General features: G+C 61.3%; 14 protein-coding genes. 9 read left to right on the forward strand and 5 right to left on the reverse strand.

Translation table 11 applies throughout. The features are described from left to right. Nucleotides 1-43 precede the first annotated feature (43 nt). On the forward strand, nt 44-283 hold the full coding sequence (locus HQL44_01285) for an Arc family DNA-binding protein (GenBank protein ID MBF0267201.1): 240 nt from the start codon (nt 44-46) through the stop codon (nt 281-283). Then, complete coding sequence (locus HQL44_01290; GenBank protein ID MBF0267202.1) at nt 280-696, forward strand: type II toxin-antitoxin system VapC family toxin; 417 nt, start codon at nt 280-282, stop codon at nt 694-696. Before HQL44_01285 ends, HQL44_01290 begins: the two co-directional genes overlap by 4 nt. Here HQL44_01290 and HQL44_01295 read toward each other — a convergent pair. The 3 genes from HQL44_01295 to HQL44_01305 are packed head-to-tail and all read right to left on the reverse strand — an operon-like array spanning nt 693 to nt 4,890. Then, nucleotides 693-1,160: a peptidylprolyl isomerase gene (locus tag HQL44_01295; protein ID MBF0267203.1), complete on the reverse strand. Its 468-nt coding sequence runs from the start codon at nt 1,158-1,160 to the stop codon at nt 693-695. The genes HQL44_01290 and HQL44_01295 overlap by 4 nt on opposite strands. 24 nt (nt 1,161-1,184) lie before the next feature. Continuing rightward, nucleotides 1,185-4,634 carry a transcription-repair coupling factor gene (mfd, locus tag HQL44_01300; GenBank protein MBF0267204.1) on the reverse strand — a complete coding sequence of 1,150 codons (3,450 nt, stop codon included), beginning with the start codon at nt 4,632-4,634 and terminating at the stop codon, nt 1,185-1,187. Next, complete coding sequence (locus HQL44_01305) at nt 4,627-4,890, reverse strand: succinate dehydrogenase assembly factor 2 (GenBank protein MBF0267205.1); 264 nt, start codon at nt 4,888-4,890, stop codon at nt 4,627-4,629. The genes mfd and HQL44_01305 overlap by 8 nt, the downstream gene beginning before the upstream one ends. A gap of 61 nt (nt 4,891-4,951) precedes the next feature. Between HQL44_01305 and recG the strand changes: the two genes are divergently transcribed. Both recG and HQL44_01315 read left to right on the forward strand, forming a co-directional pair. Further along, a complete protein-coding gene (recG, locus tag HQL44_01310; protein ID MBF0267206.1) occupies nt 4,952-7,045 on the forward strand; it encodes an ATP-dependent DNA helicase RecG in 2,094 nt (697 codons plus the stop codon). Next, the gene (locus tag HQL44_01315) at nt 7,042-8,706 is read left to right on the forward strand and encodes a tetratricopeptide repeat protein (protein MBF0267207.1); all 1,665 of its coding nucleotides are present in this window, start codon (nt 7,042-7,044) and stop codon (nt 8,704-8,706) included. The genes recG and HQL44_01315 overlap by 4 nt, the downstream gene beginning before the upstream one ends. Before the next feature lie 6 nt (nt 8,707-8,712). On the opposite strand, the gene HQL44_01320 is transcribed toward HQL44_01315, so the two are convergent. Next, complete coding sequence (locus HQL44_01320; GenBank protein MBF0267208.1) at nt 8,713-9,327, reverse strand: DUF502 domain-containing protein; 615 nt, start codon at nt 9,325-9,327, stop codon at nt 8,713-8,715. A 25-nt stretch (nt 9,328-9,352) separates the two neighbouring features. Beyond that, complete coding sequence (locus HQL44_01325; protein MBF0267209.1) at nt 9,353-9,724, reverse strand: cyclic nucleotide-binding domain-containing protein; 372 nt, start codon at nt 9,722-9,724, stop codon at nt 9,353-9,355. 111 nt (nt 9,725-9,835) lie between these two features. On the opposite strand from HQL44_01325, the gene HQL44_01330 reads away from it, so the two are divergent. The 5 genes from HQL44_01330 to queG are packed head-to-tail and all read left to right on the forward strand — an operon-like array spanning nt 9,836 to nt 13,794. Then, complete coding sequence (locus HQL44_01330) at nt 9,836-10,234, forward strand: NUDIX hydrolase (GenBank protein MBF0267210.1); 399 nt, start codon at nt 9,836-9,838, stop codon at nt 10,232-10,234. Continuing rightward, nucleotides 10,231-11,274 (forward strand): tRNA preQ1(34) S-adenosylmethionine ribosyltransferase-isomerase QueA, encoded by a 1,044-nt coding sequence (queA, locus tag HQL44_01335; GenBank protein ID MBF0267211.1) that lies wholly within the window; start codon nt 10,231-10,233, stop codon nt 11,272-11,274. Before HQL44_01330 ends, queA begins: the two co-directional genes overlap by 4 nt. After that, on the forward strand, nt 11,271-12,401 hold the full coding sequence (gene tgt / locus HQL44_01340) for a tRNA guanosine(34) transglycosylase Tgt (protein MBF0267212.1): 1,131 nt from the start codon (nt 11,271-11,273) through the stop codon (nt 12,399-12,401). The genes queA and tgt overlap by 4 nt, the downstream gene beginning before the upstream one ends. Beyond that, entirely contained in the window at nt 12,398-12,856 is a 459-nt protein-coding gene (gene queF, locus HQL44_01345) for an NADPH-dependent 7-cyano-7-deazaguanine reductase QueF (GenBank protein ID MBF0267213.1), read from the forward strand. The genes tgt and queF overlap by 4 nt, the downstream gene beginning before the upstream one ends. After that, complete coding sequence (gene queG / locus HQL44_01350) at nt 12,853-13,794, forward strand: tRNA epoxyqueuosine(34) reductase QueG (GenBank protein ID MBF0267214.1); 942 nt, start codon at nt 12,853-12,855, stop codon at nt 13,792-13,794. Before queF ends, queG begins: the two co-directional genes overlap by 4 nt. Nucleotides 13,795-13,799 lie beyond the last annotated feature (5 nt).

A 13,799-nucleotide genomic window follows, 5' to 3' on the forward strand; every position in this document is an offset into this window, starting at 1 on the left:
TACACTTGCCATCAATGATATCACTCCTACCAAGGAGCAGACGATGGCCAAGGCATTGAATGTCCGCAATCTGGATGACGGCGTGTACGAGAAACTGCGCAGCCGCGCGGCACGACATGGCCGCTCGACCGAAGCGGAAATCCGCCAGATTCTGACAGACACCATCGCCAACGAACCCAGCCAAGATTTCTGGGCGCTGGCCGAAAAACTGCGCAGGGCGACCAAAGGCCGACGCCACACACCATCGGAAACTCTTCAACGTGAAGGGCGCGACGAACGGTGATTCCCAAAGAGGCGGTCATCGACGCGTCGGTCGCCGTCAAATGGGTGATCGACGAGGAAGGCAGCGGCCAAGCGCTGATGCTGCGCCAAAGTAAGCTTTATGCGCCTGACATTTGGTGTTCCGAATGCGCCAATGTGCTTTGGAAATCATTAAGGCGTCAGGAATTGACGCTGGAGGAAGCCGAAGCCGCCGCCGCTTTGCTAAGCGCTGCCGAAATCGAGATCATTCCTACGCGCCCCTTGATGGAACGCGCTGTCAAGTTGGCGGCTGACTTGGCCCATCCGGTATATGATTGCGTCTATCTATTGACGGCAATCGACTTGAATATCCCGCTTGTAACAGCCGACGAGAGCTTGCAGGCCAAGGCGGCCTGCATCGCGCCCATCATCGCACTGAAGGAACTTTCGTCCTAAACTTCCGCCACGCTGCTGTCGAGTTCCTGGTCGGTGGCTTGGCGGATCGCCACCACCTTGCACGAGAAAACCAGCGAGCGTCCGGCCAGGGGATGGTTGCCGTCCACCGTCACATGGTCCTCGCCGATTTCGGTGATCAGGAACGGATCGACGCTGCCGTCTTCGTTCTGACGCTCAAGCATGATTCCTTCCTCGATTTCCTTAGGGAAGAATTCACGCGGCTCGACCATCACCAGCTCTTCGTCATGCTCGCCGAAGGCTTCCAGCGGCTCCAGCGTCACCTTCACCTCGTCGCCTTCCGATTTGCCTTCCAGCGCCGCTTGCAGCTTGGGAAACAGGCCCTGCTCGACATTCTTGCCGCCATGCACGTACACCATCGGCTCGGCGCCTTCGTCGATCATCCGACCGTCCGCGTCGCGAACCTTGTATTCGAGCGTCACGACAGTTTTGGCGGCAATTTTCATGAATGGTCCTTTCGGTTGATTTGGCTATGCAGAGCATGAAAGACGCGCCAATTCCAGCGCAATCTTCTCGGCCCCCTTGATTCTGGCGTCGGGTTCTTCCCAGGCCCTGATCACCACCAGCTTGTGATCGGGCCGCAACTTGATGGTGCCCACTTGGCGCGAAATCAGCTCGACCAATCCCGCCGGATTGGGGAACTGGTTGTTTCTAAAGACGATCACCGCGCCCTTGGGACCGGCTTCCAGCTTCTCGATATTGGCGCTGCGGCAGGCGATTTTAATGGCGACGATATTGAGCAGATTCTCGACCTCGTCTGGCAGCTTGCCGAAACGGTCGGCCAGTTCAAGCGCCAATTCGTCGATTTCGCTCCTTTCCTTCACATCGGCGATGCGCCGGTAAAGCGACAGGCGCAGCGACAAATCGGCGACGTAGCTTTCCGGGATCAGCACGGCTTGGCCAACGCCTATCTGCGGCGACCATTGTTCTTCGGCCACCTCGTCGCCCTTGGCCGCCGCCACGGCTTCTTCCAATAGATGCTGGTATAGCTCGATGCCCACTTCCTTGATGTGGCCCGACTGTTCCTCGCCCAACAGGTTGCCCGCCCCTCGAATGTCCAGATCGTGGCTGGCCAGGGTAAAGCCAGCCCCCAACGTGTCGAGAGCCTGCATCACCTCAAGCCGCTTGGTGGCCGATTTGGTGACCAAGCGCCCGGGCGGCAGCGTCAGGTAAGCATAGCCGCGCTGCTTCGAGCGCCCGACGCGCCCTCGCAACTGGTAAAGCTGCGCCAGGCCGAACATGTCGGCACGGTGGATGATCAGCGTATTGACCCTGGGCATATCAAGACCGGATTCCACGATGTTGGTGGCCAGCAAAATATCCTGCTCGCCATCGCCAAAACGGGTCATTACGTCTTCGATCGCGGAAGGCGCTAGTTGTCCATGCGCCACCGCCAGCTTCAATTCCGGCACCAGCGTTTTCAACTGATCGACCAGACGGTCGATGTCGGCCACGCGCGGACAGACATAGAAACTTTGGCCGCCCCGGAAATGTTCGCGCAGCAGGGCTTCGCGGATCAGGACGGAATCGAAGGGCTGCACGAAGGTGCGCACGGCCAGCCGATCCACCGGCGGCGTGGCGATGACGCTCATTTCGCGCACGCCGGTCAACGCCAATTGCAGCGTGCGCGGGATTGGCGTGGCGGTCAGGGTCAGCACATGCACGTCGGCCCGCAACTGCTTTAATCGTTCCTTGTGGGCGACGCCGAAATGCTGCTCCTCGTCCACGATCAACAGGCCCAGATCCTTGAAGGTGATCGATTTCGCCAGCAACGCATGGGTGCCCACGATGATCTCCACCCTGCCCTCGGCCAAGTCCTTCTTGTTCTGCGTAGCTTGCTTGGCGGGCACTAGGCGCGACAATTGCTCCACCCTGATCGGCAGGCCCTTGAAACGTTCGGTGAAGGTTCTGTAATGCTGACGGGCCAGCAGCGTGGTCGGCACCACCACCGCCACCTGGCGGCCCGAGAGCGCCGCCACGAAAGCGGCGCGCAGGGCCACTTCGGTCTTGCCGAAACCGACATCGCCGCAGATCAGCCGGTCCATGGGGCGGCCCTTGGCGAAATCCTCGATCACGTCGGCCACGGCGGCCAGCTGATCCTCGGTTTCGGCATAGGGAAAGCGCGAGCAGAATTCGTCATACAGACCCTCGGGCGGCGAGATGACAGCACCCTTCCTGACCATGCGGGCCGCCGCGATGGCGATCAATTGTTCGGCCATGTCGCGGATACGCTTTTTCAGCTTGGCCTTGCGGGCCTGCCAAGCCGAACCGCCCAGCTTGTCCAGCGCCACCGTTCCCTCGTCGGCACCGTAACGGGTCAGAACCTCGATATTCTCGACCGGCACATACAGCTTGTCGCCGCCGTCATAGACCAGCCGCAGGCAATCATGGGGGGCACCCCCCACCGTCAGCGCCTCCAGCCCCTCATAGCGCCCGATGCCGTGTTCGACATGCACCACCAGATCGCCTTCCGAAAGCGCCGACGCCTCGGTCAGGAAATGTTCGGCCCGGCGCTTCTTGCGGGCCGGACGGCTCAACCGCTCGCCCAACAGATCGGGTTCGGCCACCACGGTCAGGTCTTGGGTGGAAAAACCTTTCTCCAGGCCCCACAGAACCAGGGCCAATACGCCGGGCGGCGCCTTGACCGCCTCGGCCCAACTGGCCGCCCCCACCACGCCCGCCACCTTGTGCTCGGCCAGCATGTGGGACAGGCGCTCGCGCGCGCCTTCGCCCTGCACGGCCAGAATGGTTCTGCGCCCGGCCTTCTTTTCTTCACCCAGGAAGGACGCGAAGGCGGCGAACAGATCGGCGCCGGGGGTTACCCGCACCTCGGCGAAATCATGGCCTAAGCGTCCCCCCGCATCGGCCTGGCCGTCAGAGGGCGCAAAGGGCGTGAAGGCGACAGACCCCCTGGCCGTCAGATAGCGTTCCCATTCCTCATGTCCCAAGAACAGGCGCTCGGGCGGCACGGGGTTGTAGATGCCGCCTTCCGAGGCGCTGCGTTCGATACGCGCCTGAAAATATTCGTTGATCAGAGTATGGCGGGCTTCGATGGACTGGCTGGCCTGATAATCCAGCGTCACCGACGCCTGGGGCAAATAGGCGAACAGCGTATCAAGGCCGTCATGGAACAGGGGCAGCCAATGTTCCAGACCCGGATGACGCCGCCCCGCCGACACGGATTCGTACAAGGGATCGGCGCCCGAGACAGCGCCGAACAACTCGCGGTAGCCAGTGCGAAAACGCGAGATGCTGTCGGCATCGAGCGGCGCTTCGCTCATGGGGCTAAGGGCGAATCCCGAAACCTCGCCGCTGGTGCGCTGGCTTAGGGGGTCGAAGGCGCGGATGCGCTCAATCTCGTCGCCGAACAGGTCGATGCGCAAGGGTTCCGGATTGCCCGGCGGGTACAGATCGACGATGCCGCCCCGGATGGCGTATTCGCCCGGCTCCATCACCGTTTCGGTCCTGGAATAGCCATTGGTAGCCAGAAAGGCCTGGAATAGCGCCATATCAAGCGCTTCGCCCTTGCTGGCGGCAAAAGAAGCCCCCTTCAGGCGCGACAGGGGCATCACCCGTTGCAAGGCGGCCGCCACCGGAACCAGGACGATACGCCCCGGCTTGTGGGGAACGGCGGCCAATTTCGACAGCGTATCAAGGCGTCTGGACACGATATCGGCATGCGGGCTGGCCCGGTCGTAGGGAACGGTGTCCCAGGCGGGCAGAACCAGAATTTCAGCTTGGGGGGCCACCAGGGCAAGAGCTTCCTCAAGGGAAGCCAATCTGGCGTCGTCGCGCGCCACATGCAGGATCTCGGCTCCCTTGGACAGGGCATCGGCCAGCAATAGGGCTTCCAGCCCTTCGGGGCAGCCTCCCAGATCGACCCGCTGGGACGCGCCGAGATATTTCCTTAAATTAATCACGTTTTACAAAGCCTTGGACGAAAGCCTGAATCTTTTGCATAAGAGGGGTTTGCCGATGCTCCGGCACATCGCGCTGGGCCGTGATCCAGCCGAACAGGTCGATATCAAGTTCCGCAAGCAGGCTTTCGAACTCGTCCATCTCGGCCTCGCCCATGTCAGGCAGATGGGCTGCGGCAAAGCTGCCGATCAGCAGATCGTTCTCATTCATGCCTCGATGGCGGGACTGGAACAGAAGGCGCTTTTTACGATGATCCATGGCGGGCATCGGTATAGTCTGATGCCAATCCGACCGCCACAGCAATTTGCGTATCCCTTCTATGCGTCCTTCGATTCTGAACCCCCTATTCGCCGACCTGTCCCGCCTGCCGGGACTGGGGCCGCGCCTGTCCAAGCTGGCGGCTAGGCTGCTGGAGGGCGACAAGGTGGTCGATTTGCTGTGGCATTTGCCTAGCGGCTTGATCGACCGACGTTTTCAGCCAAAGTTGAAAGACGCGCCGGATGGACAAATCGCCACCCTGACTTTGCGCGTGCAATCCCATCAGCCGCCGCCGCCCGGCAAGCACGGGCATCAGCGCCCTTACCGGGTGATCTGCGCCGACGACACCGGGCGCATCACCCTGGTCTTCTTTCACGCTCATGCCGACCATCTGCTAAAGGCCCTGCCGCTGGACGAAATCCGCGTGGTTTCCGGCAAGGTCGAACATTATGGGGCAGAACTGCAAATGCCCCATCCCGACCATATCGGCACGCTGGAAGACCTTGAAAAGCTGGCTGCCGTGGAACCGGTCTATCCTCTGACGGCGGGATTGCCGCCCAAAACCCTGCGCAAGGCTGTGTTGGCCGCCCTGGACCGCCTGCCCCCCATGGCGGAATGGCAAGACAGCGCCTGGAAGACCAAGAATGGCTGGCCCGGCTTCGATCAGGCTTTGAAATCGGCCCATGCCCCCCAGCACGAGACCGACCTGTTCGCCCTAACGCCCAATCGTATGCGTCTGGCCTATGACGAATTGCTGGCCAATCAACTGGCCCTGGCCCTGGTGCGCCGGTCGATGAAGAAACTGGCCGGTCGTTCCATCGCCGGAGACGGTCATTTGCGCCGCAAGGTGAAAGACGCCCTGCCCTTCGAACTGACCAGCGCGCAAGTACGTTCGGTTTCGGAAATCCTGGCCGACATGATGGAGCCATCGCGCATGCTGCGCCTGCTGCAGGGCGATGTCGGCAGCGGCAAGACGGTGGTGGCCCTGTTCGCCATGCTGAATGCCGTGGAAGCGGGTTCCCAGGCGGCGATGATGGCGCCTACGGAAATCCTGGCCCGCCAGCATTTCGCCACCTTGCAGCCGCTGGCCGCCGCTGCAGGCCTGCCCATCGCGCTCTTGACCGGCAGGGACAAGGGCAAAGCCAGGCAAGCCATTCTGGATGGCTTGGCCTCGGGCGAAATGCCGCTGATCGTCGGCACCCATGCCCTGATCGAGGAAGATGTGGCCTTCAAGGATCTGGCGCTGGCCGTCATCGACGAGCAGCACCGTTTCGGCGTTCATCAGCGCCTGGGACTAAGCGGCAAAAGCAAGGCCTGCGACGTGCTGGTGATGACCGCCACGCCGATTCCGCGCACGTTGACGCTGACCGCTTATGGCGACATGGACGTCTCGCGCCTGGATGAAAAGCCGCCGGGACGCAAACCGGTGGATACCAGGGCAATGCCGCTGTCCAGGGCATCGGAAGTGACGGCGGCCATCACAAGGGCATTGTCGCAAGGGGCCAAGGTCTATTGGGTCTGCCCCTTGGTGGAAGAATCTGAAAAGATCGACTTGAAGGCCGCCGAGGAACGTTTTACCGATCTGGAAGAACATTTCCCCGGCCATGTCGGGCTGGTGCATGGGCGCATGAAGGGGCCGGAAAAAGATCGCGTGATGCAACAATTCGCCGAAGGGCCGGTGAACATCCTGGTCGCCACCACGGTGATCGAGGTGGGCGTCAATGTGCCCGAGGCCACGGTGATGGTGATCGAACATGCCGAACGTTTCGGCCTGGCCCAGTTGCACCAGTTGCGCGGACGCGTCGGTCGCGGCGAACGAGCCAGCGTTTGTTTGCTGTTGTACGGGGCGCTGACCGAGACCGCCAAGGCGCGCCTTAAAATCATGCGCGAAACCGAGGACGGTTTCGTGATCGCCGAGGAAGACTTGCGCCTGCGGGGGGCTGGCGAATTGCTGGGAACGCGCCAAAGCGGCCTGCCGGAATTCAAACTGGCCGATCTGGCCCATCACGCCGATCTGCTGGCCGCGGCAAAGGACGACGCCAAGCTGATTTTGGAGCGCGATCCCGAATTGGAATCCGAGCGAGGGCAAGCGCTTCGCACCCTTCTTTACCTCTTCGCCCGCGACGCCCAAGTAGCGACCTTGAGGAGCGGATGAGCGGACACAGCCTTTCCCTGGAAGACGCCTGCAAGAAGGGGATCGACTTCCAGATGGAAGGCAGATTCGATCTGGCCGAGGACTTATTCCTGCGCGTGCTGGCGGTCGATCCCGACAATCCGCATGCCCTTTACCTGTATGGCAATCTGACCTTGCAAACCGGGCGCTGGGAGATCGCCGCCCAATATCTTGGCCGGGCGGTGGAACGCTGGCCGGGATTGACGGTCGCGCATGCCGGACTTGGCAAAACCCTGCGCAAGCTGGGCCGCCTGCCCGAAGCCTGCCAGGCCTATTCGCAAGCCCATCGCAACGATCCCGGCGATCGGGAAAGCCTGGAACAGCTTGTCGAGATCAAGCGGCTGATCTGCGACTGGGAGGGGCTGGAATCCATCGACGCCGCCTTTCTGGACGCGATTGCCCAGGGCCATGCCGCAGACCCTTTCAAGGCTTTGCTGGTGGCCGACAATCCCGCCGCCCAATTGGCCAGCGCCAGAAACGCGGCCAATGCCATCAGGCAGTTGGCTGGCAATCCGCCGCCCCGCAAGCGACGCCCCATCGCCCAACACGGGCCGATCAGGATCGGTTATCTGTGCGCCGATTTTCACGACCATCCGCTGGCGGTTCAATATGCCCAGGTGCCCAGCCGCCACGACCGTGCCAGAATTCATTGCACGGCCTATGTCCAGAACCCTTTGAAGCCGGGCAGCGCCGGGCAGCGGATGATCGACGGCTGCGATTGCTGGCGCCATGCTCTGCCGCTCGCCAGCCAGGAATTGGCCGACCAGATTGACGAAGACGGCATCGATCTGCTCATCGATCTTTCAGGCTTCACCACCCATCGGCACAAGGATGTGCTGCTGAAGGTGGCAGCACCAGTCACGGTGAATTACTTCGGCTGGCCCGGTTCGATGGGCGATCTGTGCGACGCCATCATCGCCGATCCCGTCATCATGCCGCCCGGCTCCGAGCGCCATTACCATGAACGGGTATTCCGGTTGGCCACCACCTATCAGCCCAATGATCCCGAGCGCGTCATCGCGCCCGCGCCCAGACGCGCCGAGGAAGGCATCCCAGAAGACGCCTTCGTATTTTCCAGCTTCGTCCAACCCACCAAGATCACGCCTGCCATCTTCGACGCCTGGATGACCATTTTGAAGGGCGTGGATCATGCCGTCTTATGGCTTTGGGGCTTCAATCCCCTGATGTCGGAAAATCTGCAAGAGCGGGCGCGGCATCAGGGCGTCCAACCCGACCGCCTGATTTTTGCGGGGGGCAAGCCGCGCCCAGAACATACCGCCCGCTATGGCTTGGTCGATCTGGCGCTCGACACGCCGGTTTATGGCGGCCATTCGACAACCACCGACGCCCTCTGGGCGGGTTGTCCGGTCTTGGGGCTGGCGGGCCGCGGATTCCCAGCCCGTGTTTCGGCCAGTCTTCTGCTTGCGGCAAGACTTAAGGATTTGGTCTGCACGAACTTGGCCGACTATACGGCCAAGGCGATCCATCTGGCGCGCCAGCCAGACGAGCTTCGCGCCATCCGCCAGCGGTTGAGCAAAGACCGCAAGTCCCTGCCCCTGTTCGACATCGAGCATTTCACCAAGGAGCTGGATGACACGTTGTTAGAAATCGCCGAATCCGCAAGACGGGGCGATTTCGCCTGAGGGCGATTACTTCCCCGGCAATACGATGCCGGTGGAGACGATGTATTTCAGGCCGTCATCGACCGTCATCGGCAAGGTGATCACCTCAGAGCGGGGCAGAAACAGCAAGAATCCAGACGTGGGATTGGGCGTGGTCGGCACGAAGACGGACAGGATCTCCCCCTTGCCCAGCGCCTCGCCCACCTGAGAGGCGGCCTGGCCTGTCACAAAGGCAATGGTGTGCAATCCGGCCCTGGGATATTCGATCAGAACCACTTCGCGGAACGCCTGCGATTTTTTGGCAAGCACGGTTTCCAATATTTGCTTGAGCGCGCTGTAAACGCCGCGCACCACCGGCATGCGGGCCAGCAAGGCGTCAAACAGACGGGTCACGAAGCGCCCGACGAAACCGGCGGTGAACATGCCGATCAGGGTCAGGCCGACCAGTGCCGCCACCACGCCGATGCCGGGAACGCCCACCGGCAAGAATTGCTCGGGCCAATAGGCGGCGGGCAGCAGGGCCTTCACTTCACGGTCGATGGTGCTGATGAACAGCCATGCCAGATAAACAGTGATCGAGACCGGCGCCGTGATCAGGATGCCCGCAAAGAAGTAGGCGCGCAGCCGGGCCGCCAGGCTCATATGCCAGGGCTGCACCTTCTCGGGGTTACTTGTCACGCTTCATTTTCTCCGTGGTCAAGGCGCGGATATTGCGCACGAAAATGGTCAGCAAGGCGCGCAGGAAAGGATCGGCGTGCTTCAACTTGTCTTCGAAGGCCTGCCTAGGAATGATCGACACCGACGTTTCGGCCGCCGCCCTGGCCGAGGCCATGCGGGGCTGGTTGTCGATCAGCGCCATTTCTCCGAAGATGCCGCCCTGGACGATGGTGCCCAACACGCGCTCCTCGCCCTCTTCGTTGCGCTTGATGATTTCAACGATGCCTTTCTCGACAAGAAATGCCCGATTGCCCTCTTCGCCCTCGCCGAATATCTTCTGGCCGGGGTAAAAAACTTTCCGTTCGACGAATTTGCTTGTCATGCCGCCAACAATCCTGTCCGTTTAAGTATATTAATATCGAATCTTTCCAGAGAAAGCGAAGAAAACATGACCCGTCAATATCCTGATTATCCGCGGCCCGGGGTCGGCGCCGTGATTTGGAAGGAAGGACGGGTTCTGTTGATCCGCCGGGCCGCCGAACCTCGCAAGGGGGGGTGGAGCCTGCCGGGCGGCTTGCAGCATCTGGGGGAAACCCTGTCCCAGGCGGTTCTGCGCGAAATTCAAGAGGAAACCGGGCTGGCCGTCCATCTGGGCGAGATCGTGGCGGTGGTGGACATCATCGAGCATGACGCCGAGGGCAAGGTTGAATATCACTACACCGTGGCCGATTACGAAGCCGATTGGGTGATGGGCGAAGCAACCCCGGGCGACGACGCCGACGATGCCGTCTGGGCCGATCCCATGAATCTGGCCAAGTACGACCTGCCCTTTCTTCAACAGGAAGTCATCGCCAAGGCCCTGGCTAGGCGGCGCAACAGCATCGTTCTATGAAAACAGCCGATTTCGATTTCGACCTACCCCAGGACCGCATCGCTCAACATCCCGTCTCGCCAAGGGATGCCGCCAAGCTGCTTGTGGTTGGGCGGGAACTCCAAGACCGACATGTGCGCGATCTTCCGCAATTCCTGCGGTCAGGTGATCTGGTGGTCGTCAATGACACCAAGGTCCTGCCTGCCCGTCTGTTGGGGCGGCGCGGCGAGGCCAAAATCGACGTCACCCTGATCAAGCGCCTGAGCGATCTGGACTGGCGGGCCTTTGCCAAGCCAGCCAAAAAGCTGAAACCCGAAGATACGGTCGATTTCGGCCCCGACCTTAGGGCCGTCGTCACCGACAAGGGCGAAGGCGGCGAGGTGGGATTGCGCTTTCACGGCCCGGCCAGCAGTTTCGCGGCGCGCCTGCACCGGATTGGGCGCATGCCCCTGCCCCCCTATATCAAGCGTCTGGACAGCGATCCCGGGTTTGAAGACCAAACCTCCTACCAAACGTTGTTTGCCAGCAAGGAAGGCGCTGTTGCCGCCCCCACGGCCGGGCTTCACTTTACGCCCGACCTAAAAACTGCCTTGCAGGGCATGGGGATTAACTTCTCTATGGTTACGCTGCATGTCGGCGCAGGCACCTTCCTGCCGGTCAAGGCAGACGACCCCAAGGATCATAAGATGCATTCGGAATGGGGCGAGGTGAGCGAGGCGACCGCCCAAGCGATTGAAACAACAAGGCAGAAAGGCGGACGCGTGGTCGCCATCGGCACAACGGCCCTGCGTATCTTGGAATCAGCGGCTGATCCCGAGGGGCGCGTTTTGCCCTTTCAGGGCGAAACGGACATCTTCATCCTGCCGGGTTATCGCTTTAAAGCCGTCGATGTGCTGATGACCAATTTCCATCTGCCCCGCTCGACCCTGTTCATGCTGGTCTCGGCCTTTGCCGGCCTTGATCGCATAAAAGCCGCCTACGCCCACGCCATCGCCAGCGACTATCGCTTCTTTAGCTATGGCGACGCTTGCCTGCTATTTTCTGAAAGCTGCTACGCATGAGCACGAAATTCGAACTGCTGGGCACGGATGGACAGGCCCGCATCGGGCGCGTCACCACGGCGCATGGCGATTTTTCAACGCCCGCCTTCATGCCGGTGGGCACGGCGGCCACGGTCAAAGCGATGACGCCCGACGCCTTGAAAAGCACCGGCGCCGAGATCGTTCTGTCCAACACCTACCACCTGATGTTGCGCCCCACGGCCGAGCGGATCGCCCGCTTCGGCGGCCTGCACAGATTCATGGGTTGGGAAGGTCCGATCCTGACCGATTCCGGCGGATTCCAGGTGATGAGCTTGGCCAGGCTTCGCAAGATCACCGAACAAGGTGTAACCTTCAAATCGCATCTCGACGGCAGCAAGCACGAGCTTAGCCCCGAACGGTCGATCGAAATCCAGCATCTGCTGGATACCGACATCACCATGTGCTTTGACGAATGCACGCCCTTCCCCGCCAGCTTCGAGACCGCCAAAAGCTCGATGGAACTGTCGATGCGCTGGGCCTTGCGCTCGCGCCAGGCTTTCAAGGCGCGCGACGGCTATGGACTGTTCGGCATCGTGCAAGGATCGGTCTATCCGGAACTGCGCCAAGAATCGGCCAACGCCCTGACGAAGATCGGATTCGAAGGCTATGCCGTGGGCGGGCTGGCGGTCGGTGAAGGGCAGGAAACCATGTTCGCCACCCTGGAAACCACGCTCCCGCATCTGCCAACCGACAAACCTCGCTACCTGATGGGCGTCGGCAAGCCAGCCGACATCGTGGGCGCGGTGGCGCGCGGCATCGACATGTTCGATTGCGTCATCCCCACAAGATCGGGGCGCACCGCGCAGGCTTTTACCCGTTTCGGCCAAGTGAATATGCGCAACGCCAGACATGCCGACGATCCAAGGCCGCTGGACGAAGCCTGCCAATGCCCGGCTTGTCGCCAATTCTCGCGCGGCTATGTGCATCACCTGATCAAATCGGAAGAAATCCTGGGGCTTATGCTTCTCACATGGCATAATTTAAACTACTATCAGGACTTGATGAGGGGGCTGCGCGAGGCCATTTCAGAGGGAAGGCTTTCGCAGTTCGTCATAGATTTTCAAGCCGGGCAGGCAGCCGGCGACATCGGGATCACCAGCGCATGAGCAAGCCTTCCGGCCTTTCGCAATTGGGCCAACAGACGCCTATTCCCGCCTCGCCCGATCAGGCGGTTCTTGAGCGCGTGGCCAACCCGCACCCCGATCATCCTTATGCCGTGCGCTTCACGGCGCCTGAATTCACCTCGCTGTGCCCGATCACCGGCCAGCCCGATTTCGCGCATCTGATGCTTGATTACGTGCCCGGCGATTGGTTGGTCGAAAGCAAGTCGCTGAAGCTGTATCTGGCTTCGTTTCGCAATCACGGCGCTTTTCACGAAGATTGCACGGTCGCCATCGCCAAGAAACTGCTGGCGCTCCTGTCGCCGCTCTGGCTGCGTCTGGGGGGGTATTGGTATCCCAGGGGCGGCATGCCCATCGACGTTTTCTTTCAGGCGGGCGAGCTACCACCAAGCGTTTGGGTGCCGCCTCAGGACATTCCCAATTACCGAGGCCGGGGATGAGCGCCGAAGCCGCCCAGGCCATCGAGGCCGAGGCGAAACGCCTGGGGTTCGATGCCGTGGGTTTCGCCCTTCCCGATCCCGGCAGCCAAGCCAAAGAAAATCTTCAGTCCTATCTGGCCGAAGGACGCCATGGCGGCATGGGCTGGATGGAAGACCGCCTGGAATGGCGGATGAATCCTTTGATGATGATGCCCAACGCCAAAAGCATCGTCATGCTGGGCATGTCCTATGCGCCTGCCCACAAGGTTCAGGAAGACGCGTCCCTGCCCGCCCGCGTCTCGGTTTACGCCCGTGGGCGCGACTATCACGACGTCATGAAAAAGCGCCTGAAAGCCCTGGCCCGCTGGATGGCCGAGGGCTGGAAGGCCGACGTCAAGGTCTTTACCGATACCGCCCCCTTGATGGAAAAGCCGTTGGCCGCCCTGGCAGGCCTGGGCTGGCAGGGCAAACACACCAATCTGGTGTCGCGCCGCTTCGGGTCGTGGCTGTTCCTAGGCTCCGTCCTGACCGATCTTGAACTGCCGCCCAGCAAGCCTGAACGCGACCGTTGCGGCAATTGCCAGCGCTGCGTCATTGCCTGCCCGACAGGCGCCATCACGCCCTATCGCATGGACGCCAGACGCTGCATTTCCTATCTGACCATCGAAAGCAAGGAACCGGTGCCCGCCGATCTGGCGAAACTGATGGGAAACAAGGTGTTCGGCTGCGACGACTGTCTGTCCGTCTGCCCTTGGAACAAGCTGGTGCCGCTGACCAGCCACCTTGAATTCGCGCCGCGCTTCGACCCGCCCCAGGACATCTCGGAATGGCTTGGGATGGACGATGAGGCGTTTCGCAAGCATTTCGCGCAAACGCCGGTGCGCCGGGCGGGACATCGCCGCTTCATGGACAATCTGGCCATCGCCCAAACCAATGCCGAGGCGCAAGATGGACGGTAGATTCG

The sequence above is a fragment of the Alphaproteobacteria bacterium genome (assembly GCA_015231795.1).
Classification (GTDB): domain Bacteria; phylum Pseudomonadota; class Alphaproteobacteria; order Rhodospirillales; family WMHbin7; genus WMHbin7.

What these genes read in the sequence shown, in the direction of transcription:
- HQL44_01305 (MBF0267205.1), bottom strand. Translation starts at nt 4,890, where the DNA reads ATGGATCATCGTAAAAAGCGCCTTCTGTTCCAGTCCCGCCATCGAGGC.
- tgt (MBF0267212.1), top strand. Translation starts at nt 11,271, where the DNA reads ATGAGCACGAAATTCGAACTGCTGGGCACGGATGGACAGGCCCGCATC.
- HQL44_01285 (MBF0267201.1), top strand. Translation starts at nt 44, where the DNA reads ATGGCCAAGGCATTGAATGTCCGCAATCTGGATGACGGCGTGTACGAG.
- HQL44_01315 (MBF0267207.1), top strand. Translation starts at nt 7,042, where the DNA reads ATGAGCGGACACAGCCTTTCCCTGGAAGACGCCTGCAAGAAGGGGATC.
- recG (MBF0267206.1), top strand. Translation starts at nt 4,952, where the DNA reads ATGCGTCCTTCGATTCTGAACCCCCTATTCGCCGACCTGTCCCGCCTG.
- queA (MBF0267211.1), top strand. Translation starts at nt 10,231, where the DNA reads ATGAAAACAGCCGATTTCGATTTCGACCTACCCCAGGACCGCATCGCT.
- queG (MBF0267214.1), top strand. Translation starts at nt 12,853, where the DNA reads ATGAGCGCCGAAGCCGCCCAGGCCATCGAGGCCGAGGCGAAACGCCTG.
- HQL44_01325 (MBF0267209.1), bottom strand. Translation starts at nt 9,724, where the DNA reads ATGACAAGCAAATTCGTCGAACGGAAAGTTTTTTACCCCGGCCAGAAG.
- HQL44_01295 (MBF0267203.1), bottom strand. Translation starts at nt 1,160, where the DNA reads ATGAAAATTGCCGCCAAAACTGTCGTGACGCTCGAATACAAGGTTCGC.
- HQL44_01320 (MBF0267208.1), bottom strand. Translation starts at nt 9,327, where the DNA reads ATGAGCCTGGCGGCCCGGCTGCGCGCCTACTTCTTTGCGGGCATCCTG.
- queF (MBF0267213.1), top strand. Translation starts at nt 12,398, where the DNA reads ATGAGCAAGCCTTCCGGCCTTTCGCAATTGGGCCAACAGACGCCTATT.